Origin of the sequence: Microbacterium sp. P26, from assembly GCF_023712585.1 — a bacterium.
Taxonomy (GTDB): Bacteria; Actinomycetota; Actinomycetes; order Actinomycetales; family Microbacteriaceae; genus Microbacterium; species Microbacterium algihabitans_A.
On record NZ_JAMAXZ010000003.1, the window covers coordinates 98956 to 118735 of the forward strand.

A 19780-nucleotide genomic window follows, 5' to 3' on the forward strand; every position below is an offset into this window, starting at 1 on the left:
CCCAGGGCAGCGCAGAGGTCTACCCTGCGCGTTGCACGCTCACACCGCTTGCGCGAACCCCGCGTCCGCGGCGGCGATGTCCTTCGCCAGGTGCGCGAGGTGCGGCGGGATCTCGCGGCCCTTCGACACCATCGACTGCGCCCAGAGGCGCCCGGCGCGGTACGACGAACGCACCAAGGGACCGGCGAGCACGCCGAGGAAGCCGATGCGCTCGGCCTCCTCCTTGAACTCCACGAACTCGGCCGGCTTCACCCAGCGCTGCACGGGGAGGTGCCGCGGGGTGGGGCGCAGGTACTGCGTGATCGTGATGATGTCGGTGCCCGCGGCGTGCAGGTCTTCCAGCGCCTGGACGACTTCCTCGGGCTCCTCGCCCATTCCGAGGATGAGGTTCGACTTGGTGATGAGCCCGGCCTCGCGCGCCGCGGTCAGCACTCCGAGGGAGCGCTCGTAGCGGAAGGCGGGACGGATGCGCTTGAAGATGCGGGGCACGGTCTCGACGTTGTGCGCGAAGACCTCGGGCCGCGACGAGAAGACCTCTTCGAGGTGCGCCGGGTTTCCCGAGAAGTCGGTTGCGAGGATTTCGACCCCGGTGCCCGGGTTGTCGGCGTGGATGCGGCGCACCGTCTCGGCGTGTAGCCACGCCCCCTCGTCGGGCAGGTCGTCGCGGGCGACGCCGGTCACGGTGGCGTAGCGCAGCTGCATCCGGGTGACGCTCTCGGCGACGCGGCGGGGCTCGTCGCGGTCGTAGTCGGCGGGCTTGCCGGTGTCGATCTGGCAGAAGTCGCAGCGGCGCGTGCACTGCGAGCCGCCGATGAGGAAGGTCGCCTCGCGGTCCTCCCAGCACTCGAAGATGTTGGGGCAGCCGGCCTCCTGGCACACCGTGTGCAGATCCTCGCTCTTCACGAGCTTCTGCAGGGCGGTGTACTCCGGGCCCATCTTCGCCTTGGTCTTGATCCACTCGGGCTTGCGCTCGATGGGCGTCTCGGCGTTGCGCACCTCGAGGCGCAACAGCTTGCGTCCGTTGGGGGCGGTGGATGCCGCAGCGCCGGCGCCACCGGTTCCGCAGGCGCTCATGCGGCCACCGCCGCGTACTCGGCGCGGAACACGCGTTCGATCGCGTCGACGAGGTCGGCGGGGGAGACGTCGGCACCGACGATCTCGCTGACCGTCGTCACTCCGGCATCCGAGATCCCGCACGGCACGATGTGTCGGAAACCCGCGAGGGTGTTGTCGCAGTTGACGGCGAAGCCGTGCATGGTGACTCCTCTTTCGACGCGGACTCCGATCGCCGCGACCTTGTCGACGCCGAGGGGACGTCGGACCCAGACGCCGCTGCGCCCGTCGACGCGGAAACCGTCGACGCCGTGAGCGGAGAGGGCCTCGATCAGCAGGCCTTCCAATCGGCGCACGTGGGCGACGACGTCGATCGGTTCGGGCAGGCGCACGATCGGGTAGCCCACGAGCTGGCCCGGACCGTGCCAGGTGATCTTGCCGCCGCGATCGACGTCGACCACGGGGGTGCCGTCGTCTGGGCGCTCGTGCGCTTCGGTGCGCTTGCCGGCGGTGTACACGGCCTCGTGCTCGAGCAGCAGAAGGGTGTCGGGACGCTCGCGCGCGACGACGTCGGCGTGCACGCGGCGTTGGTGCGCCCAGCCGTCGAGATAGGGCACGTAGTGCGGGGCGAGGCCCGCCCGCTGGATGTCGATCATCGACGACTCCCGCCTTGTTGGATTGCGTCTAACAATACACATCGGCCCGACGCCTAGGCTGGCTGGCGTGACCACCGAACCTCGCAGCGGGCGCCCTCGCGCCTCCTCGCGCGAGGTGCTGTCGGAGGCCGCGTGCGAGTTGTTCCTCGAGCAGGGCTACGACGCCACGAGCGTGTCCGACATCACGCGCCGGGCCGGGGTGAGCCGCTCGAGCTTCTTCAACTACTTCTCGGCCAAGAGCGACGTGTTGTGGTCGGGTTTCGACGAGCAGGCGGATGCCGGGATCGCGCTGCTGCGCGAAGGGACGCCCGTCGCCGACGCCCTGTCGGCGATCGGCCGGGGGCTCGCCCCCGACGCGCTCGCCCTCGCGATCACGAACGCCGACGCGATGGGCATCGCCGCCGAGCTCGACCGTGATCGCGCCGTGCGGCAGTTCCGACTGCAGCGCGAGGTCGCCTCGCGCCTCGCGCACGACGGGGCGACCCCGCTCGCCGCCCAGGTGCGCGCCGGTGCGCTCTCGGCCGCCGTGCTCGCGGCGGTGTGGGCCTGGGCCGACCGCACCGCGGGCGGTCGGTCCCTCGCCGACACCCTCGCCGAGGCGCTCTCCGCGGTATGAGCGCGAGGCGGGCGACGGCTGCGGCCCGGCCCGCGTAAACTCGTCTCATCATGGCGACTTTCGGCACCCTCTCCGACCGGCTCACAGAGACCTTCCGCAATCTCCGGAAGAAGGGCCAGCTCACGCCCGCCGACGTCGACGGGACGGTGCGCGAGATCCGCCGTGCTCTCCTCGACGCCGACGTCGCGCTGCCCGTGGTCAAGGAGTTCACCGCCGCGGTGCGCGAGCGCGCCCTGGGCGACGAGGTCAACCGCGCGCTCAACCCCGCGCAGCAGGTCGTGCAGATCGTCAACGACGAGCTCATCGGCATCCTGGGCGGTCAGCAGCGTCGCCTGCAGTTCGCCAAGAACCCGCCGACGGTCATCATGCTCGCCGGCCTCCAGGGATCCGGTAAGACCACTTTCGCGGGCAAGCTCGCCAAGATGCTCGAGAAAGACGGCCACACCCCGCTCCTGGTCGCGTGCGACCTCCAGCGCCCGAACGCCGTCAATCAGCTCCAGGTCGTCGCCGAGCGCGCCGGAGCGGCGATCTACGCGCCCGAGCCCGGCAACGGCGTCGGCGACCCCGTCAAGGTCGCCCGCGACGGTGTCGCCTACGCCACGCGTCAGCAGCACGACATCGTCATCATCGACACCGCCGGTCGCCTGGGCGTCGACGCCGAGCTGATGAAGCAGGCGTCCGACATCCGAAAGGCCACCGAGCCCGACGAGGTGCTCTTCGTCATCGACGCGATGATCGGTCAAGACGCGGTCAACACCGCCAAGGCGTTCCAGGACGGCGTCGACTTCACCGGTGTCGTGCTGTCGAAGCTCGACGGTGACGCTCGCGGTGGTGCCGCCCTCTCGGTCGCCTCGGTCACCGGCCGCCCCATCATCTTCGCCTCGACCGGCGAGGGCCTCGACGACGTCGAGCCGTTCCACCCCGACCGCATGGCATCCCGCATCCTCGACCTCGGTGACATCCTCACCCTGATCGAGCAGGCGCAGTCGGCCTTCGACGAGGCCGAGGCGATGAAGGTCGCCGAGAAGCTCGCGACCGAGACCTTCACTCTCGAGGACTTCCTCGAGCAGATGCAGCAGATGAAGAAGATGGGCTCCATGAAGAAGATGCTCGGGATGCTCCCGGGCATGGGAAACATGAAGCAACAGCTCGAGGACTTCGACGAGCGCGAGATTGACCGCACCGAGGCGATCATCCGCTCGATGACCCTCGTCGAGCGTCGCAACCCCAAGATCCTCAACGGTTCCCGCCGCCTGCGCATCGCGCGCGGTTCGGGCATGACCGTCACCGACGTCAACCAGCTCGTGCAGCGCTTCGACCAGGCCGCCAAGATGATGAAGACCGTCGCGCGCGGCGGTGTGCCCAACATCCCCGGCATGGGCCCCGTCGGCGGCAAGCCCGGTGCCTCGTCCAAGCGCGGCAAGCAGCAGAAGGCCAAGGGCTCGCGTTCGGGCAACCCGGCCAAGCGCGCCGCCGAGAACGCCGGCATCGCGGCATCCGCCCCCGCCACCGGCTCGGGCTTCGGCCTGGGCGGGCAGAAGGCGCCGAGCGAGGCTGACCTCGCCGAGCTGCAGAAGATGCTCGGCCGCGGCTGAGCCCCGGCTCTTCTACGGCAGTACGTCGGCGTCCTGCAACGCCGACATGACCGTCTGCTCGATCGCCCGCTGACCGCGGGCGGTCGGGTGCACGTCGTCGTCCTGCATCCACTCGGGGTGGCCCACGAGAGGCTGACCGACGTCGATGAACGTTCCCCCGACCTCGTCGACGGCGTCGCGGAGGGCATCGGAGGTGACGGCGGTGTCGTCCGGCACGTCGGGATCGTCGTTCCAGATGGTGCTGAGTCCCACGATGCGCGCATCGGGCGCGGCGTCGTGGATCTGCGACACGGTGTCGGAGGTGTCGCTGCGGATCTCGTCGCCGTCCTCCCAGAAGTCGTTGCTCGAGGACTCCACGACGACCAGTTGGGGCTGCAACGCCGCCACCGCGGGCACGAAGCCGGCGTAGGTCGTTCCGCACCCGCCCTGCACGACGAAGCCCATGCCCGGGCAGGCGAGGTTGGTGAGCGCGAGGTGCGCCCGATCGCCGAGCAGCACCGGCCAAGCCTCTTCGGGGGCGAGGTTGTAGCCCGACATCAGCGAGTCGCCGATCGTGACGACGCGCAGGGGCGGTGCGGTCGTTCCGGGAGCGGGCGTCGGGCCCTCCGACGACTTCAGCGCGGGGGCCGCGAAGGTCGGAGAGGGGGCGGATGCCGTGGGCTCGGGCGCGCACGCGCTGAGGGCCAGGATGAGGCCCGCCGCGACGACGACCAGCGACGGCGTCGACCGGGGGCGCACGGAGACCATGGGGCGATCCTAGGAGCGCGCGCCTATGAACCAGCGCGGAGTCGCCTCTCAGACACGCAAGGCCGCGAGGTGTTCGCGCAGCGTGGGACCGCCGCGGAACTCGCGGATGAGGTGCTGCACCACCTCGCGCAGATCGCCGTCGGCGGCTTCGGCCACCGCGATCTGGCGCGCCGAGCTACCGCCTGTGGCGAGGATGGTCTCGAGGCTCGCGAACTCCTTCGCGCAGTGCAGTTCGAGGGCCACGTCGGCCAGCTCCTCCATGGTCTCGCGGAGATGCTCCACCACCGGACGCTGCGTACCTTCGCGGTCGACGATCACGCGCGCGTCGAGACCGTAGCGCGCCGCGCGCCACTTGTTCTCGCGGGCGTACCAGGCCGGGATCCCCGGCAACGGCTTGCCTTCGTCGATCAAGCGCGAGAAGTGCTCCACGAGCGTCTGCGCGAGGGCGGCGACCGCGGCCAGCTCCGGCAGGGTCGACATGCCGTCGCACGCGCGGATCTCGACGGTGCCCCACCTGGGCGCCGGACGGATGTCCCACCGCACCTCGCTGGCATCCGCCATCACTCCGGTGCGGACCATGTCGTCGAGGTAGTCCTCGAAGTCGCCCCAGGTCTCGAGCTGCCAGGGGAGCCCCGCGGTCGGGAGCTGTTGGAACACCAGCGCGCGGTTCGAGGCGTACCCGGTGCGTTCGCCCGCCCAGAACGGGCTCGACGCCGACAGGGCCTGCAGGTGGGGGAGGAAGACGGTGAGCGCGTTGACGATCGGCACGACCTTCTCGACGTCGTCGACGCCGATGTGCACGTGAATGCCCCAGATCATCATGTTGCGCCCCCACCACTGGGTGCGCTCGATGAGCGTGTGGTAGCGCGTCTTGTCGGTGACCTGCTGGTCGTACCACTGCGCGAACGGGTGACTGCCGGCGCAGAGCAGCTCGACGCCGCGCGGCTCGGTCTCTTCGCGCAGCGCGCCGATGGCATCGGCGATGTCGTCGACGGCCTCGGCGACGGTGTGTCCGACGCCGCTGGTGACCTCGACGGTGTTGGTGAGCAGCTCTCCGGTGACGGTGAAGCGCTCGAGGGCCGTGCGCTCTTCGAGCTCTTCGAGGATCTCGGGGGCCCGGGGTGCGAGGTCGCCCGTGCCGCGGTCGGCGAGCATGAGCTCCCACTCCAGCCCCACGGACGAACGCGTCGATGCAGCGAACGGCAGCCTCATGCGGTCAGTCTGACACGGGGCCCGCGGGGTGGGCTGCTCCGCTACCCTGCGCGACGGCGCGTGTCGTTTCGCGTCGCCTGTCACGCGGCGGCCCGGGGATCTGGCAGAATAGAGGGCTGGACCCGCTACTCGACCCTCTATCCAGTATCGGTCCACCCTTTTGAGCTTCCGCCGGGTGTGCACCCCACTCTCCAGGCGACCGGTTCGTTCGTTCTTCATCATCAGGAGTCATCGTGGCTGTCAAGATCCGTCTCAAGCGCCTCGGAAAGATCCGCGCGCCCTACTACCGCATCGTCGTCGCCGACTCGCGCACCAAGCGCGATGGTCGTGTCATCGAGGAGATCGGCAAGTACCACCCGACCGAGGAGCCCTCGTTCATCGAGGTCGACTCGGAGCGCGCGCAGTACTGGCTGTCGGTCGGCGCCCAGCCCACCGAGCAGGTCGCCGCCATCCTCAAGCTCACGGGCGACTGGGGCAAGTTCAAGGGCGACAAGGACGCCGTCTCGACCGTCAAGGTCCGCGAGCCCAAGGCCGCGTTCGAGGCCGACGCCTCGAAGAAGTCGGTCGTCAAGCCCAAGGCCGAGAAGAAGGCCGACGCTCCCGCGGAGGCGCCTGCTGACGCCGCCGCCGAGACCTCGGCCGAGTAATTCCCGTGCTGTCCGCCGCGCTCGAACACGTCGTCAAGGGGATCGTCGATCACCCCGACGCCGTGACCATCCGCTCCAGCTCGTCCCCGCGTGGCGACGTGCTGGAGGTTCGCGTGCACCCCGATGACCGGGGTCGCGTGATCGGGCGCGGCGGTCGCACCGCCAAAGCACTGCGCACGGTCGTCGCCGCTCTGGCCGACGGTCGTCGCGTGCGCGTCGACGTCGCCGACGACTGATGTCGACCGGCGACACCGCGGGCGCGCAGCCCGCTAAGACCCAGCTCCGCGTCGGACGCCTCGTCAAGGCCCACGGCCTCAAGGGCGCCTTCAAGATCGAGCTGTACACCGACGATCCCGACGGGCGTTTCACCCCTGGGAGCACGTTCACCCTGCAGGTTCCGGAGTCCTCGCCGTGGCACGGCCGCGAGCTGACGGTCCGCGAGTTCCGCTGGATGAACTCCCACCCCGTGGTCTTCTTCCAGGGGGTCGACGACCGCAACGCCGCCGAAGAACTGGTCAAGGCGATCCTCTGGATCGACCAGGACACCGAGGCCGCCTCCACCGAAGACGACGCCTGGTACGACCACCAGCTCGTCGGTCTCGACGTGGTGCGCGAGGGCGCGGTGATCGGCCGTGTCGTGCGGGTCGACCATTTCCCCGCTCAAGACCTGCTGATCGTCAAGCCCTCCGGTGACGAGCGCGAGGTGCTCGTGCCCTTCGTGAGCGCGATCGTCCCCGAGGTCGACATCGCCGGCGGCCGCGTCGTCATCACCCCGCCGACCGGTCTTTTCGAAGACCTCCCGGCCGACGCCGACGACGAGCCGGAGCCGGCGGATGCCGCGGTCGAGGCCGACGAGAACCCCGACTCCCGCGAGGACTGACGTGCGCATCGACGTCGTCTCGATCTTCCCGACGATCTTCGACGCTCTCGAGGTGTCGCTGTTGGGCAAGGCCCGGCAGAGCGGACTGCTCGACGTACGCGTGCACGATCTGCGCGACTTCACGCACGATCGTCATCGCACCGTCGACGACACCCCGTACGGCGGCGGAGCGGGCATGGTCATGAAGCCGGAGCCGTGGGGCCTCGCGCTCGACGACATCGCCGGCGGCGCCGACCCGCGACCGGTCATCGTCTTCCCCTCGCCCGCCGGGGAGCGCTTCACCCAGGCGACGGCTCGCGAGCTGTCGCAGGCCCCGCACCTTGTCTTCGGATGCGGACGCTACGAGGGCATCGACGAGCGCGTGTTCGACTACGCGTCCGAGCTCGGCGAGGTGCGCCTGATCAGCCTCGGCGACTACGTGCTCAACGGCGGCGAAGTCGCCGTGATGGCGATGATCGAGGCCATCGGGCGTCTCGTGCCCGGCGTGGTCGGCAATCCCGAGAGCCTCGTCGAGGAGTCGCACGAAGACGGCCTCCTCGAGTACCCGTCGTTCACCAAGCCCGCGGTGTGGCGCGAGCGCGAGGTGCCGCCGGTGCTGCTGAGCGGCAACCACGGCGCCGTGGCCTCGTGGCGCCGCGAGCAGCAGATCGAGCGCACGCGCGAGCGTCGGCCCGACCTTCTCGCCGACTGAGCGTCACCGCCTTCGCGTGCGACTCCGGATGCCGAGGCATCCGGTCGTCCGGCAGCGCTCGAGCTGTCGCCGCGGGTGCCGCCTCACCGCATTCGGCTGACGACACCGGCAGGGCCGGACGTGACGGATGCCGCGACCCCGAGGCCGCGGCATCCGGAAACCGTCGTCAGTCGACGCCGAGGAACGAGCGATCGGTCAGCACGATCGGGCCCGCGGTCGTGATCGCGACGGTGTGCTCGGAGTGCGCGCCGCGCGAGCCGTCGACGCTGCGCAGCGTCCACCCGTCGGGGTCGGTGACCAGCTCGTCGGTCGTCTGCAGGAACCACGGCTCCAGCGCCAGCACGAGGCCGTCGCGCAGCGGGTAGCCGCGCCCGGCCTTGCCGTCGTTGGCGACGTGCGGGTCGCCGTGCATCGTGCGCCCGACGCCGTGACCGCCGAAGTCGGTGTTGATGCTGAGGCCCTCGGCGTGCGCCACGGCGGCGATCGCGGCGGAGATGTCGCCGATCTTGTGGCCCACCGTCGCTGCCTCGATCGCGGCGGCCAGCGCGCGCTGCGTGGTGTCGATGAGCGCGAGGTCCTCGTCGCGGGCGGTGCCCACCACGAACGAGACCGCCGAGTCGGCGACCCAGCCGTCGACCGACACGGCGAAGTCGAGAGAGACGAGGTCGCCGTCGCGCAGTACGTAGTCGTGGGGGAGGCCGTGCAGCACCGCGTCGTTGATCGAGGTGCACAGCACCTTGCCGAAGGGGCTGGCCCCGAACGAGGGGTGGTAGTCGATGTAGCACGACTCGGCTCCCGCGGCGCGGATCATGTCGTGCGCGCGACGGTCGAGCTGCAGCAGGTTGGTGCCGACCTTCGCCTCGTCGCGCAGGGTCGCCAGCACTTCGGCGACGAATCTCCCGGCCGGACGCATCGCGTCGATCTCAGCCGGGGTGCGCAGTTCGATCATGGGGTGTTCCTTCCGTCGTACCTCCATTCTCTCCGATGCACGTGCGCCTCCCCGCGCCCGAGCCATGGGCGTCTCAAAGCCACCGCACATGGATCGGCCATAGCATCGGTGCATGGTGCTGCGCCGAGTCTTCTTCCGCTGGCTGTTCCCCGCGGCCTTCGTGCTGCCGCTGTGGCTGTTCGTCGGGTGGATCGTGTTCTCCGGCGGGAGCGGCTGGGCTCTGCTGTGGCTGTTCATGGCGGCCCCCGCGGTCTTCGTGTCGCAGCTGATCCTGACGCTGGTCGTGCGGGCGCGGGCCTCCGTGCGCGAATCGCGCGCCGTGTCGTGGCGTGATGCGGCCGGCATCGGCGTGTGGCACGTCGCGATCGTGGCGCTCGGTCTCTTCGACTCGCGCGTGTTCTTCCCGCTGCTCGTGCTCTCGGTGCTCGGGGCCCTGCTGCTGTTCTGGTCGTCGCTCGCCCAGCTGTGGAACGAGGCGCGAGGGGTGGTGACCGTCATGCATGCCAGCGACGGCACCGCCTACATCCCGCCCGTGCGCGAGCGCCCGGCCACGCCGGTCGACGGCGAGGTCATCGTCGTGTCGGAGACGCGGCGGCCCGACTGAGCCCGGTTTGGCCGGGTGGTCGCGGCGTGGCAGAATAGACGATTGTGCCCTGACAGACTCTGCCTCAGGGGAGTCCGCCGCATCCCGCGGCCTCGGGTACGCCTCACCTTTTCCCCTTTAATCGTGCGATCGACCTGTGGCGGTCGCAGGAAGTGATGATCATGCAGATCCTCGACTCCGTCGACGCGGCTTCGCTGCGCTCCGACATCCCCGTCTTCGCCCCCGGCGACACCGTCAAGGTGCACGTCAACATCACCGAAGGCACCCGCTCGCGTATCCAGGTGTTCCAGGGCGTCGTCATCGGCCGCTCGGGCGACGGCGTGCGCGAGACCTTCTGCGTCCGCAAGGTCAGCTTCCAGGTCGGCGTCGAGCGCACCTTCCCGGTCCACAGCCCCGTGATCGACCACATCGAGGTCGTCACGCGCGGTGACGTGCGTCGCGCCAAGCTGTACTACCTGCGCAGCCTGCGCGGCAAGAAGGCCAAGATCAAGGAGAAGCGCGACCGCTGAGTCCGCTCTCTCGAACGCCCCGTGGGTCCGCCCACGGGGCGTTCGGCGTTTTCGCGGGTGAGCCGGTCACGGGCGGCGGCTCGGATATGCGACCCTGGTCTGTGCGGTTCCCCGACGGGCGGTGGACCCGGTGAAGGATCACATGAGCGACCAGACCGCCTCGACCTCGGATGCCGTGGCATCCCGTTCCGCCGCACCTCGGCGCCGTGGATGGGGGGCGTTCTTCCGCGACCTGCTGGTGATTGTCGTGATCGCCCTGCTGGTGTCGTTCCTGGTGAAGACCTTCGTCGTGCGCTCGTTCTACATCCCGTCGGCATCGATGGAGAACACCTTGATGATCAAGGACCGCATCCTCGTCGACGAGCTGACCCCCCGCTTCGGGGAGTATTCGCGCGGCGACGTCGTCGTGTTCCGCGACCCGGGCGGCTGGCTCGATCAGACCCCGGCGCCGGCGCGATCGCCGTTCGTCGAGGGCGTCGACTGGGTCCTCTCGCTATTCGGCCTGTCTGCTCCCGACAGCGACGACCACCTCATCAAGCGCGTGATCGGCGTCGCCGGCGACCACGTGGTGTGTTGCAACGCCCTCGGCCAGACCGAGGTCAACGGCGTTCCGATCGATGAGCCGTATGTCCGTCTCGCGCCCGGGGCGACCGCCCCCTCGCCTGTCCCGTACGACGTGACCGTGCCCGACGGTTCGCTGTGGGTGCTGGGCGACAACCGCAACAGTTCGCGCGACTCCCGCTTCAACCAGGACCAGCCCGGTCGCGGCTTCGTGCCCGTCGACAACGTCGTCGGACGCGCGTTCCTCATCACGTGGCCGTTCGACAGGTTCGGGCTGATCGACTTCCACCACGAGGTCTTCGCGGGGGTTCCCGCACCGGGAGCGCAGTGATCGAACCCACCCTCACCCTCGAGCGGCGCCTGCTGAAAGAGCACGCGCTGATCATCGCGTGCGACGAGGTCGGGCGCGGTGCCCTGGCCGGCCCGGTGGCCGTGGGGGCGGCCGTGATCGATCCCGCGCGCTCGCGCAAGCGCGTGCCGGCGGGTCTGCGCGACTCGAAGCTCGTGCCCGAGGCGCGGCGCCCCGAGGTCGCGGCGCGTGCGGCGGCCTTCGTGCAGCACAGCGCCGTGGGGTGGGCGAGCTCGGTCGAGGTCGACGAGATCGGCATCATCCGTGCCCTGGGCCTCGCTGCGGTGCGCGCGATCGCCGATCTGCGTGCGCACGGGGTCGTCCCCGAAGACGCGCTCGTCATCCTCGACGGCAACCACGACTACATCACGCCGGCGGGGGAGTCCGGGCTGCGCGTGACGCCCATCGTGAAGGCCGACCGCGATTGCGCGAGCGCGGCCGCGGCATCCGTCATCGCCAAGGTCGCCCGCGACACGCTCATGACAGGCCTGCACGACGACCTGCCCGCCTACGGCTGGGCGCGCAACAAGGGCTACGCCAGCCTCGACCACCGCGACGCGATCGCCGCTCACGGCATGAGCGTGCACCACCGTCACTCGTGGGCGATCGCGGCCGCGCCGACCCTGTTCTGACCAGGCGCCGCGCCCGCGCCGGCCGGACGCGCCCGGGGCGCCGGCGCCGTGCGGCCGCGGTGGCGCCGCGCGCCTAGGATGGAGTCACCATGGATGACGACGTCTTCGAGGATTACGACCGCGAACTCGAACTGGCCCTGTACCGCGAGTACCGCGATGTCGTGCGCCAATTCACCTACGTGATCGAGACCGAGCGTCGGTTCTACCTCGCCAACGACGTCAACGTCGTGCGTCGCGACACCGAGCACGACTTCTACTTCGAGATCTCGATGACCGACGTCTGGGTGTGGGACATCTATCGCGCCGACCGCTTCGTCAAGTCGGTTCGGGTGCTGACGTTCAAAGACGTCAACGTCGAAGAGCTGTCGCGACACGACTTCCAGCTGCCCGACGAGCTCTCGCTCGACAACTGACGCCTTCTCCCCAGCGGGTCTTCTGCAGAGCTTGTCCACAGAAGGCGCCGTACGCCCCACGCGGGGGATGATCCGGATGCCACGCTCTCGGGCATGGCAGCGAAAGACGACCTCGGCCGAGCCGGAGAAGAGCGCGCCGTCGCCTTCCTGAGCGACGACGGCTACCGCATCATCGACCGCAACTGGCGGTGCCCGCAGGGAGAGATCGACATCGTCGCGGAGCGCGACGACACCCTCGTGGTGATCGAGGTGAAGACGCGCCGCAGCGAGGCGTTCGGTCACCCGTTCGAGGCGATCGACCGCCGCAAAGCCGAGCGGTTATGGCGACTGGCCATGGCGTGGCTCGCCGCTCACCCCGACGAGGCCCGCGGGCGCGGCCTGCGCATCGACGCGATCGGACTCGTCGGCGAAGACCCCGCGACGGCACGCCTCGAGCACCTCGAAGACGCGCTGTGACCGTCGCGCGCACCTGGGCCGTCGCCCTCTCGGGCCTGCGGGGTGACCTCGTCGAGGTCGAGGCCGACGTGTCGCCGCAGATGCCGGAGTTCGCCATCATCGGGCTGGCCGACAAGGCTCTCGGCGAAGCCGGCAGACGCGTGCGCAACGCCTGCGCCAACCGCGGCCTCGACCTTCCCAAGCGCCGTGTCACGGTGAACCTCTCGCCGGCGAGCCTGCCCAAGCGCGGCTCGGGGTTCGACGTGGCGATCGCCGTGGCCGCCCTCGCCACGAGCGTGCGGATGGACGCCGATCACGTCGCGCAGACGGTGCATCTCGGCGAACTCGGTCTCGACGGTCGGCTGCGTCCCGTACCCGGCGTGCTGCCGGCGGTGGTCGCCGCGCACCGCGGGGGAGTGCGGCGGGTCGTCGTGCCCATCGCCAACGCTGCCGAGGCGCGGCTGGTCGAGGGCATCGAGGTCTTCGCCGCGGTGTGCCTCGCGGAGGTGGTGCGCTGGCACGGCGGATCGTGCGACGCGCCCGATCTCGCCCCGGTCGATGCTCCCCCCGCCGCGGCCGCCGACGACGCGCCGCTCGAGCTCGCCGACGTGGTCGGACAGTCCGAGGCGGTCGATGCGCTCGTCGTGGCGGCGGCGGGCGGCCACCACATCCTCATGAGCGGACCGCCCGGAGCGGGCAAAACGATGCTCGCCCGGCGCCTGCCCGGCATCCTGCCCCCGCTCGACGACGAGGCGGCGCTGGCGGTCGCCTCGGTGCGATCGCTCGCGGGCGAGACGGTGACGCGGCTCTCGCGGACGCCTCCCTTCGAGAGCCCGCACCACGGAGCGACCGCTGCCGCACTCATCGGAGGCGGTTCGGGCATCGTGCGTCCGGGCGCCATCGCGCGCGCGAGCGAAGGCGTGCTGTTCCTCGACGAAGGAGGCGAGTTCCCCGCCGCCGTGCTCGATGCCCTCCGGCAACCGCTCGAGAGCGGTGTCATCCAGGTGCACCGGTCAGGGGTGTCCGCTACCTATCCGGCCCGGTTTCAGCTCGTGATCGCGACGAACCCGTGTCCGTGCGGCCAGTACGGGGTCGCGGGCGGATCCTGCGAGTGCGCGCCGCAGGCGATCCGCCGGTACACCCGTCGGCTGTCGGGCCCGCTCCTCGACCGCATCGACATCGATCTCCGCCTGCAGCGGGTGTCGTCGGCTCGCCAGGCGAGCGACGTGCAGCCCACCAGCACCGCCCAGGCGCGCGAGGTCGTGGCATCCGCCCGCGCCCGCGCGGCGCATCGGTGGGCGCAGACCCCGTGGCGGCGCAACGCCGACGTGCCCGGCACCTGGCTCCGCGGACCCGCAGCGCCCGCGGCCGATGTGCTGCGTCCGCTCGACACGGCCCTGCGCCGCGGCGCCCTCACCCTGCGCGGCTACGACCGTCTGGTCAGGGTCGCGTGGACGGTGGCCGACCTCGCCGGGCACGACGACCTGCGCGCCGACGACGTCGGCCGAGCGCTGTTCCTTCGGCAGGGAGCCCGCACGTGACCGCCCTCGATCCCTCGCCCCGCGCCGCCGCGGATCTGGCGGCGGTGCGCCCCGGCGACCACGGCGATCGGCTCGACGTCTACGCCCGCGTCGTGTGGAACGTGCTGGTCGAGCCCGGAGACGGGGTGGCCGGTGCGCTCATCCGCGCCTACGGCGCGCGCGAGGCGCTGCGCATCGCGACGAGCGACGAGGCGCCCGAGCTGGCCCCGGCACGTGCGCGATGGATGCCGCGCCTGCAGCCCGCGGCGATCGAGGCGGCCCTCGCATCGGCCCGACGTGCGGAGGCGAGGTTCATCGTTCCCGGCGATCCCGCGTGGCCGGCGCGGCTCGACGACCTCGACGACCATGCCCCGCTCGCGCTCTGGCGCCGGGGCGGACACGAGACGACCGCCGCTCCGACCATCGCCCTCGTCGGAGCGCGCGCGGCCACTGCCTATGGTGAGGGGGTCGCCGCCGACCTCGCGGGGGATCTCGCCGCCGCGGGAGCCACCGTCGTGTCGGGAGCCGCGTACGGGATCGACGGAGCGTGCCATCGCGCCGCTCTGGCCGCTGGCGGACCGACGATCGCCGTGCTGGCCGGAGGTGTCGACCGGCCGTACCCCCGCGGACACGAGGCCCTGCTGGGGCAGATCGCCGCCCGGGGCGCGGTGTGGAGCGAAACCCCCTGTGGAGCGGCGCCGACGAAGTGGAGGTTCCTGGCGCGCAACAGACTCATCGCCGCGATGGCCGACGCGGTGGTGGTCGTCGAGGCGGGGTGGCGCAGTGGCTCGCTCAACACCGCGGCACACGCGGCGAGCCTCGGTCGACCGCTCGGGGCGGTGCCCGGTCCGGTCACCAGCGCCGCCTCGGCCGGATGCCACCGCGTGCTGCGCGAATACGGCGGCGTCTGCATCACCTCCGCGTCGGATGTCTGGGACATGCTGGGCCCGTCCGGCGACGCGACGGGGACCGACGATCGCGTCCCTCACGAGACCACGCGCCTGTTCGACGCGCTGTCGGCGCGCTCGCGCCGGTCGACCACCGAAGTGGCGCGGCGCAGTGGTCTGGCCCCCGAGGAGGCGGGGGTGCTGCTGGGGTTCGCCGAGCTCGAGGGCCGCGTCACCCGCGACGATGCCGGTCTGTGGCGCGCGACGAGCGCCGGGCAGAGGGGATGAGCAGGGGCGTGCCGTGCTTTCCCGCTCTGCGCGTGGCGTGCAGGCGGGTTTCGCGTGCACGGGCAGGCTGAAGCCATGCGTCTGTCCGAAGCCGTCGAGGGGTATCTGACCCACCTCGCCGAGGTGCGGCGCCTGTCGCCCGCGACGGTCCGCGCCTACCGCTCGGATCTGACCGATCTCGTCGCCGTGGTCGGCGACGTGGCGATCGAAGCGGTGAGCGTCGATGATCTGCGGGAGTGGCAGTGGCGGGCCACCAAGGCGGGGCAGTCGAAGGCGACGTCTGCGCGACGCACCTCGAGCGTGCGCGGCCTGTTCTCGTGGGCGATGGAGGAGGAGATCATCGCGCTCGACCCGTCGCAGCGTCTGGTGACGCCCAAGCGGGGGCGCACCCTGCCGACCGTGGCGACGGCGGAGGCGCTGGACGGCGTTCTCGAGGCGGCCCGCGTGCGCGCCGCGGACGGCGACCCCCTCGCTCTGCGCGACCATGCCGTGCTCGAGGTGCTCTACGGCTCCGGCGCCCGCGTGTCGGAGATCTGCGGACTCGACCTCGACGACGTGGACCACGAGCGTCGCACCCTGCGCGTGCGCGGTAAGGGCGACAAAGAGCGGGTCGTCCCCTTCGGCCTGCCCGCCGGAGAGGCTCTGCAGGCCTATCTCGTACGCGGGCGACCCGTGCTCCTGGCGCGTGCCTCGGCTGCGGGAGCCGATGCCTCCGAGTCGGCCGTCTCTCGCGGCCGTGTCGTCGAGCGAGCGCCGCGCGCCGTGTTCCTCGGTGCGAAGGGCGGCCGTCTCGGCCCGCGCGCGGTGCACGCGCTCGTCTCGGCCACCGTCGCCCCGAGCGTCGGAGCCGAGGTGCTGGGCCCGCACGCCCTCCGGCACTCCGCGGCCACCCACCTGCTCGACGGCGGCGCGGACCTGCGCTCGGTGCAGGAGATCCTGGGACACGCGAGCCTCGGGACGACCCAGATCTACACCCACGTCTCGGCCGAACGGTTGCGCGAGGCCTACCGGCTCGCGCACCCCCGCGCCTGACCCGGCTCCGCGCGCCGCGGTGGCGCCACGCACGACCGCGTCCTAGCGTGGGGGAGTGCGAAGAGCCCGAACACCCGCCCTGCTGACAGGTGCCCTCGCGTTGGCGGCCGTTCTCGCGGCGTGCGCGCCGGTCCCGCAGCCCGTCGAGACGCGCCTCCCGCCCGGCATGTCGGCATCCGCCCCCGCTCCGACCGTCTCGGTGCCCTCGCCCTCGGTCGTCACCCTCTCGCCGGCACCGTCGACGAGCGTCGCGCCTGTCCCCACGACCGCTCCCTCGGCGCCCAGCGACGACCCCGGTGCCCTCTCGTGCGGTGACGGCGGCTCGCAGAGCGTGTCGGGCGCCGAACAGACCGTGCGGATCGTCGGCACCTGCGCCGAGCTCGACGTCTCGGGCTCGGCGCTCACCGTCGACGCGTCCGGCGCCACGGTGCAGACCCTGCGTATCTCGGGCGATCGCGCGCGCGTGACCGTCGCGTCGATCGACTCGCTCGTGGTGCAGGGGAACGACGGCTCCGTCACCTCCGCCGGAGCGATCGGCAGTGCCGACCTCAGCGGCGACCGGACGACCGTGCAGTCGGGCGGGACGATCTCATCGGTCACGGTGCGCGGTCAGGACAACGTCGTCCGCGCAGACGGCGGAGTCGGCTCCACCACGGTCGAAGGGCGCGGCAACCAGGTCGGGTGACGGCATCCGCCCCTCGCCCCGGTCAACAGCAGGGGAGAAGGACCGCACGCGGGACTCCTCCGAGCAGGCGCAGCGGATTGACGTAGACGCCGTCGAGGCGCACGCCGAAGTGCACCTCGCCGGAGCCCGCGTGCCCGCCCGTCGAGACGACCCCCACGGGGGCGCCCCGCGCGACGGCATCGCCCACCGCGAGTTCCGTCGTGACCGGTTCGAGCGTCGTCACCAGCCCGTCGCCGTGGTCGATCGTGACCACCGCGCGCCCGGCGACCTCGCCTTCGAACGCGATCCGTCCGTCGGCGGGGGAGCGCACGCTTCCCGACGCCGTCAGGTCGAGGCCACGATGACCCGGCCCGTACGGGTGCGCGGGCGCCTCGAACGGGCGGACGACCTGTACCGGGTCGGTCGGCCAGACCCATCCCTTCGTCGCGAGGGGATCCCCCGGACCGGCCGCCCCGCAGACCAAGATGGTCGCGGCGAGCACGACCAGAGCGCGGACGAGACGGAGCCGAACGGGAGACATTCCGGCAGTCTCACCGTCTCGGCGGGGCCGAGCGGGCTCGATCGCCACCTCGGTGCACGCGCGCGGCGGAAGGCACGGTGGGGAGGAGGTGTCCTGTATGCTGGGCGGTGCATCTCGCATGTCGGGATGACTCCGCGTGCCCACAGCGCATCGCGTCGCCCTCACGGGCAGCGCATCGCGCGGCATCCACACCCCATGGTCCCCCGCTCCGGCGGTCGGCGGGTGTGCGCCGGGCACCAGGCTCGTCAGACGGACCGTCTGACGCGAACAACCACAACCACGGCGTGAAAGCGCCCAGAAACAGGAGTACGACCATGGCCGTCGTCACCATCCGCCAGCTGCTCGACAGCGGCGTTCACTTCGGACACCAGACCCGCCGGTGGAACCCGAAGGTCAAGCGCTTCATCCTCACCGAGCGCAGCGGCATCCACATCATCGACCTGCAGCAGTCGCTCGGGTACATCGACAAGGCGTACGAGTTCGTCAAGGAGACCGTCGCGCACGGCGGCACCATCCTCTTCGTCGGTACCAAGAAGCAGGCGCAGGAAGTCCTCGCCGAGCAGGCGACCCGCGTGGGCCAGCCCTACGTCAACCAGCGCTGGCTCGGTGGCCTCCTCACCAACTTCCAGACGGTGTCGAAGCGCCTCGCCCGCATGAAGGAGCTCGAGGAACTCGACTACGAGAACCCGGCTGAGAGCGGCTTCACCAAGAAGGAGCTCCTGCTCAAGAAGCGCGAGCTCGACAAGCTGCACAAGTCGCTCGGTGGTATCCGCAACCTGCAGAAGACCCCCTCGGCCATCTGGGTCGTCGACGCCAAGCGCGAGCACCTCGCGGTCGACGAGGCCAAGAAGCTCGGCATCCCCGTCATCGGCATCCTCGACACGAACGCCGACCCCGACGAGTTCCAGTACCCGATCCCCGGCAACGACGACGCGATCCGCTCGGTGAGCCTGCTCACGCGCATCATCGCCGACGCCGCCGCCGAGGGCCTCATCCAGCGTCACCAGCCCGCCGGCGAAGAAGAGGCCGCTGAGCCCCTCGCCGAGTGGGAGCGCGAGCTGCTCGAGACCCCCGCCGAGTCGACCGAGGCTCCCGCCGAGTCGACCGACGAGGCTCCTGCGGCTGAGGCGACCGACGAGGCTCCCGCCGCCGAGTCGACCGAGGCCGTCGAGGCTCCGGCCGCCGACGCCGAGGCCACCGACAGCAAGTAAGCCGCGAGGCACTCCGTTCGCCTCCGCGTGAACGGTGCGCCACCCGCACAGGCTACGATCCGGCGGGGTCGTGACAGCCCCCTCTTCGGAGGGCGGCGACACGGCCCCGCCGGGCTCACATACAGAACGCAAACGACAAGGAGACGCCACACCATGGCAAACTTCACGATCGCCGACATCAAGGCGCTGCGCGAGCAGCTCGGCACGGGCATGGTCGACACCAAGAAGGCGCTCGAAGAGGCTGACGGCGACGTCGAGAAGGCCGTCGAGATCCTGCGCCTCAAGGGTGCCAAGGGCAACGCCAAGCGTGCCGACCGTTCGACCAGCGAGGGCCTCGTCGCCGCGCGCGAGAACAACGGCTCGGTCACCCTGCTCGAGCTCGCCTGCGAGACCGACTTCGTCGCCAAGAACGAGCGCTTCATCGCTCTGGCCGACAAGGTCGCCGACGCGGCCGCCGCCGTCGGTGCCGACTCCGTCGAGGCCGCCCTGGCCGCCGACGTCGACGGCAAGACCGTCGAGCAGCTCATCTCGGACGAGGCCGCGATCATCGGCGAGAAGGTCGAGCTCCGTCGCGTGCGCACCATCTCGGGCGACAAGTTCGAGGTCTACCTGCACAAGACCAGCAAGGACCTGCCCCCGCAGGTCGGCGTGGTGCTCGCCTACACGGGTGACGACGCCGAGACCGCTCGCTCGATCGCGCAGCACATCTCGTTCGCCAACCCCTCGTACCTCACTCGCGACGCCGTGCCCGAGGCCGACGTCGACAAGGAGCGCGAGATCGTCACCGAGATCTCCCGCAACGAGGGCAAGCCCGAGGCCGCCCTGCCCAAGATCGTCGAAGGCCGCGTCAACGCGTTCTTCAAGCAGGTCGCCCTGCTCGACCAGGACTACGCGAAGGACAACAAGCTGTCCGTCGCCAAGGTCGCGTCCGACGCCGGTCTCACGCTGACCGACTTCGCGCGCTTCAAGGTCGGCGCGTAACCCCGAGACAGGCTCACGGCCCGTCGAAAGGCCCGGGATGCCACGGCATCCCGGGCCTTTTCCCTGCCTGCGCTCCGACGGTGACCCGCCGTATCGGTCGCGACGGG

24 protein-coding genes are annotated in these 19780 nt (G+C 70.9%); 18 read left to right on the top strand and 6 right to left on the bottom strand.

The annotated features are described in order from the left end of the window. Positions 1–39: 39 nt before the first annotated feature. The gene (gene lipA / locus M3667_RS06955; RefSeq protein ID WP_251506718.1) at positions 40–1074 is read right to left on the bottom strand and encodes a lipoyl synthase; all 1035 of its coding nucleotides are present in this window, start codon (positions 1072–1074) and stop codon (positions 40–42) included. After that, positions 1071–1751, bottom strand: coding sequence for a lipoyl(octanoyl) transferase LipB (lipB, locus tag M3667_RS06960; protein ID WP_285837545.1), 681 nt, complete (start codon positions 1749–1751; stop codon positions 1071–1073). The genes lipA and lipB overlap by 4 nt, the downstream gene beginning before the upstream one ends. Positions 1752–1776: 25 nt before the next feature. On the opposite strand from lipB, the gene M3667_RS06965 reads away from it, so the two are divergent. Beyond that, positions 1777–2325: a TetR/AcrR family transcriptional regulator gene (locus tag M3667_RS06965; protein WP_251506725.1), complete on the top strand. Its 549-nt coding sequence runs from the start codon at positions 1777–1779 to the stop codon at positions 2323–2325. Between the two features lie 50 nt (positions 2326–2375). Continuing rightward, positions 2376–3920, top strand: coding sequence for a signal recognition particle protein (ffh, locus tag M3667_RS06970; protein WP_251506728.1), 1545 nt, complete (start codon positions 2376–2378; stop codon positions 3918–3920). 12 nt (positions 3921–3932) lie between these two features. Here the strand turns inward: ffh and M3667_RS06975 are convergent, their stop codons facing one another. Together M3667_RS06975 and M3667_RS06980 are read right to left on the bottom strand one after the other, a co-directional pair. Further along, positions 3933–4667 carry an SGNH/GDSL hydrolase family protein gene (locus tag M3667_RS06975; protein WP_251506730.1) on the bottom strand — a complete coding sequence of 245 codons (735 nt, stop codon included), beginning with the start codon at positions 4665–4667 and terminating at the stop codon, positions 3933–3935. A gap of 48 nt (positions 4668–4715) precedes the next feature. Beyond that, a complete protein-coding gene (locus tag M3667_RS06980) occupies positions 4716–5879 on the bottom strand; it encodes a glutamate--cysteine ligase (RefSeq protein ID WP_251506733.1) in 1164 nt (387 codons plus the stop codon). A gap of 233 nt (positions 5880–6112) precedes the next feature. Between M3667_RS06980 and rpsP the strand changes: the two genes are divergently transcribed. Genes rpsP through trmD form a run of 4 tightly spaced genes read left to right on the top strand, consistent with a single transcriptional unit; the run spans position 6113 to position 8097 of the window. Further along, positions 6113–6526 (top strand): 30S ribosomal protein S16, encoded by a 414-nt coding sequence (rpsP, locus tag M3667_RS06985; protein WP_251506735.1) that lies wholly within the window; start codon positions 6113–6115, stop codon positions 6524–6526. Positions 6527–6531: 5 nt separating this feature from the next. Further along, entirely contained in the window at positions 6532–6762 is a 231-nt protein-coding gene (locus M3667_RS06990; protein WP_144834927.1) for an RNA-binding protein, read from the top strand. Beyond that, complete coding sequence (gene rimM, locus M3667_RS06995) at positions 6762–7406, top strand: ribosome maturation factor RimM (RefSeq protein ID WP_251506738.1); 645 nt, start codon at positions 6762–6764, stop codon at positions 7404–7406. Before M3667_RS06990 ends, rimM begins: the two co-directional genes overlap by 1 nt. Position 7407: 1 nt before the next feature. Further along, complete coding sequence (gene trmD, locus M3667_RS07000; RefSeq protein WP_251506740.1) at positions 7408–8097, top strand: tRNA (guanosine(37)-N1)-methyltransferase TrmD; 690 nt, start codon at positions 7408–7410, stop codon at positions 8095–8097. Between the two features lie 166 nt (positions 8098–8263). Here trmD and map read toward each other — a convergent pair whose 3' ends face one another. Beyond that, positions 8264–9046, bottom strand: coding sequence for a type I methionyl aminopeptidase (gene map / locus M3667_RS07005; protein WP_251506744.1), 783 nt, complete (start codon positions 9044–9046; stop codon positions 8264–8266). Between the two features lie 112 nt (positions 9047–9158). On the opposite strand from map, the gene M3667_RS07010 reads away from it, so the two are divergent. The 10 genes from M3667_RS07010 to M3667_RS07055 all read left to right on the top strand — a co-directional run bounded on the left by M3667_RS07010 (position 9159) and on the right by M3667_RS07055 (position 16961). Continuing rightward, positions 9159–9650 (top strand): MFS transporter permease, encoded by a 492-nt coding sequence (locus tag M3667_RS07010; protein WP_251506748.1) that lies wholly within the window; start codon positions 9159–9161, stop codon positions 9648–9650. A gap of 161 nt (positions 9651–9811) precedes the next feature. Continuing rightward, positions 9812–10159, top strand: a complete 348-nt coding sequence (gene rplS / locus M3667_RS07015) for a 50S ribosomal protein L19 (protein WP_144835051.1) — start codon at positions 9812–9814, stop codon at positions 10157–10159. Positions 10160–10301: 142 nt separating this feature from the next. After that, positions 10302–11051, top strand: coding sequence for a signal peptidase I (gene lepB, locus M3667_RS07020; RefSeq protein ID WP_251506751.1), 750 nt, complete (start codon positions 10302–10304; stop codon positions 11049–11051). Beyond that, positions 11048–11701, top strand: a complete 654-nt coding sequence (locus M3667_RS07025) for a ribonuclease HII (RefSeq protein ID WP_251506754.1) — start codon at positions 11048–11050, stop codon at positions 11699–11701. The genes lepB and M3667_RS07025 overlap by 4 nt, the downstream gene beginning before the upstream one ends. An 89-nt stretch (positions 11702–11790) precedes the next feature. Beyond that, the gene (locus M3667_RS07030) at positions 11791–12114 is read left to right on the top strand and encodes a DUF2469 family protein (RefSeq protein WP_055836674.1); all 324 of its coding nucleotides are present in this window, start codon (positions 11791–11793) and stop codon (positions 12112–12114) included. Between the two features lie 93 nt (positions 12115–12207). Next, complete coding sequence (locus M3667_RS07035) at positions 12208–12570, top strand: YraN family protein (RefSeq protein WP_251506757.1); 363 nt, start codon at positions 12208–12210, stop codon at positions 12568–12570. After that, positions 12567–14090, top strand: coding sequence for a YifB family Mg chelatase-like AAA ATPase (locus M3667_RS07040; RefSeq protein WP_251506760.1), 1524 nt, complete (start codon positions 12567–12569; stop codon positions 14088–14090). Before M3667_RS07035 ends, M3667_RS07040 begins: the two co-directional genes overlap by 4 nt. Next, the gene (dprA, locus tag M3667_RS07045; RefSeq protein WP_251506762.1) at positions 14087–15244 is read left to right on the top strand and encodes a DNA-processing protein DprA; all 1158 of its coding nucleotides are present in this window, start codon (positions 14087–14089) and stop codon (positions 15242–15244) included. Before M3667_RS07040 ends, dprA begins: the two co-directional genes overlap by 4 nt. Positions 15245–15319: 75 nt before the next feature. Next, positions 15320–16276 (top strand): tyrosine recombinase XerC, encoded by a 957-nt coding sequence (locus M3667_RS07050; protein WP_251506766.1) that lies wholly within the window; start codon positions 15320–15322, stop codon positions 16274–16276. A gap of 55 nt (positions 16277–16331) precedes the next feature. After that, positions 16332–16961 (top strand): hypothetical protein, encoded by a 630-nt coding sequence (locus tag M3667_RS07055; protein WP_251506769.1) that lies wholly within the window; start codon positions 16332–16334, stop codon positions 16959–16961. Between the two features lie 22 nt (positions 16962–16983). On the opposite strand, the gene M3667_RS07060 is transcribed toward M3667_RS07055, so the two are convergent. Continuing rightward, positions 16984–17481, bottom strand: coding sequence for a murein hydrolase activator EnvC (locus tag M3667_RS07060; RefSeq protein WP_251506772.1), 498 nt, complete (start codon positions 17479–17481; stop codon positions 16984–16986). 314 nt (positions 17482–17795) lie between these two features. On the opposite strand from M3667_RS07060, the gene rpsB reads away from it, so the two are divergent. After that, positions 17796–18692, top strand: coding sequence for a 30S ribosomal protein S2 (gene rpsB, locus M3667_RS07065; protein WP_251506775.1), 897 nt, complete (start codon positions 17796–17798; stop codon positions 18690–18692). Between the two features lie 153 nt (positions 18693–18845). Further along, a complete protein-coding gene (gene tsf, locus M3667_RS07070) occupies positions 18846–19673 on the top strand; it encodes a translation elongation factor Ts (RefSeq protein ID WP_251506778.1) in 828 nt (275 codons plus the stop codon). Positions 19674–19780 lie beyond the last annotated feature (107 nt).

Bases quoted from the DNA above. Each gene is read 5' to 3' on its own strand.
- lipA (WP_251506718.1), bottom strand. From the start codon at position 1,074: ATGAGCGCCTGCGGAACCGGTGGCGCCGGCGCTGCGGCATCCACCGCC.
- lipB (WP_285837545.1), bottom strand. From the start codon at position 1,751: ATGTGTATTGTTAGACGCAATCCAACAAGGCGGGAGTCGTCGATGATC.
- ffh (WP_251506728.1), top strand. From the start codon at position 2,376: ATGGCGACTTTCGGCACCCTCTCCGACCGGCTCACAGAGACCTTCCGC.
- M3667_RS06975 (WP_251506730.1), bottom strand. From the start codon at position 4,667: ATGGTCTCCGTGCGCCCCCGGTCGACGCCGTCGCTGGTCGTCGTCGCG.
- M3667_RS06980 (WP_251506733.1), bottom strand. From the start codon at position 5,879: ATGAGGCTGCCGTTCGCTGCATCGACGCGTTCGTCCGTGGGGCTGGAG.
- rimM (WP_251506738.1), top strand. From the start codon at position 6,762: ATGTCGACCGGCGACACCGCGGGCGCGCAGCCCGCTAAGACCCAGCTC.
- map (WP_251506744.1), bottom strand. From the start codon at position 9,046: ATGATCGAACTGCGCACCCCGGCTGAGATCGACGCGATGCGTCCGGCC.
- M3667_RS07010 (WP_251506748.1), top strand. From the start codon at position 9,159: ATGGTGCTGCGCCGAGTCTTCTTCCGCTGGCTGTTCCCCGCGGCCTTC.
- rplS (WP_144835051.1), top strand. From the start codon at position 9,812: ATGCAGATCCTCGACTCCGTCGACGCGGCTTCGCTGCGCTCCGACATC.
- lepB (WP_251506751.1), top strand. From the start codon at position 10,302: ATGAGCGACCAGACCGCCTCGACCTCGGATGCCGTGGCATCCCGTTCC.
- M3667_RS07030 (WP_055836674.1), top strand. From the start codon at position 11,791: ATGGATGACGACGTCTTCGAGGATTACGACCGCGAACTCGAACTGGCC.
- M3667_RS07035 (WP_251506757.1), top strand. From the start codon at position 12,208: ATGGCAGCGAAAGACGACCTCGGCCGAGCCGGAGAAGAGCGCGCCGTC.
- M3667_RS07050 (WP_251506766.1), top strand. From the start codon at position 15,320: ATGCGTCTGTCCGAAGCCGTCGAGGGGTATCTGACCCACCTCGCCGAG.
- M3667_RS07060 (WP_251506772.1), bottom strand. From the start codon at position 17,481: ATGTCTCCCGTTCGGCTCCGTCTCGTCCGCGCTCTGGTCGTGCTCGCC.
- rpsB (WP_251506775.1), top strand. From the start codon at position 17,796: ATGGCCGTCGTCACCATCCGCCAGCTGCTCGACAGCGGCGTTCACTTC.
- tsf (WP_251506778.1), top strand. From the start codon at position 18,846: ATGGCAAACTTCACGATCGCCGACATCAAGGCGCTGCGCGAGCAGCTC.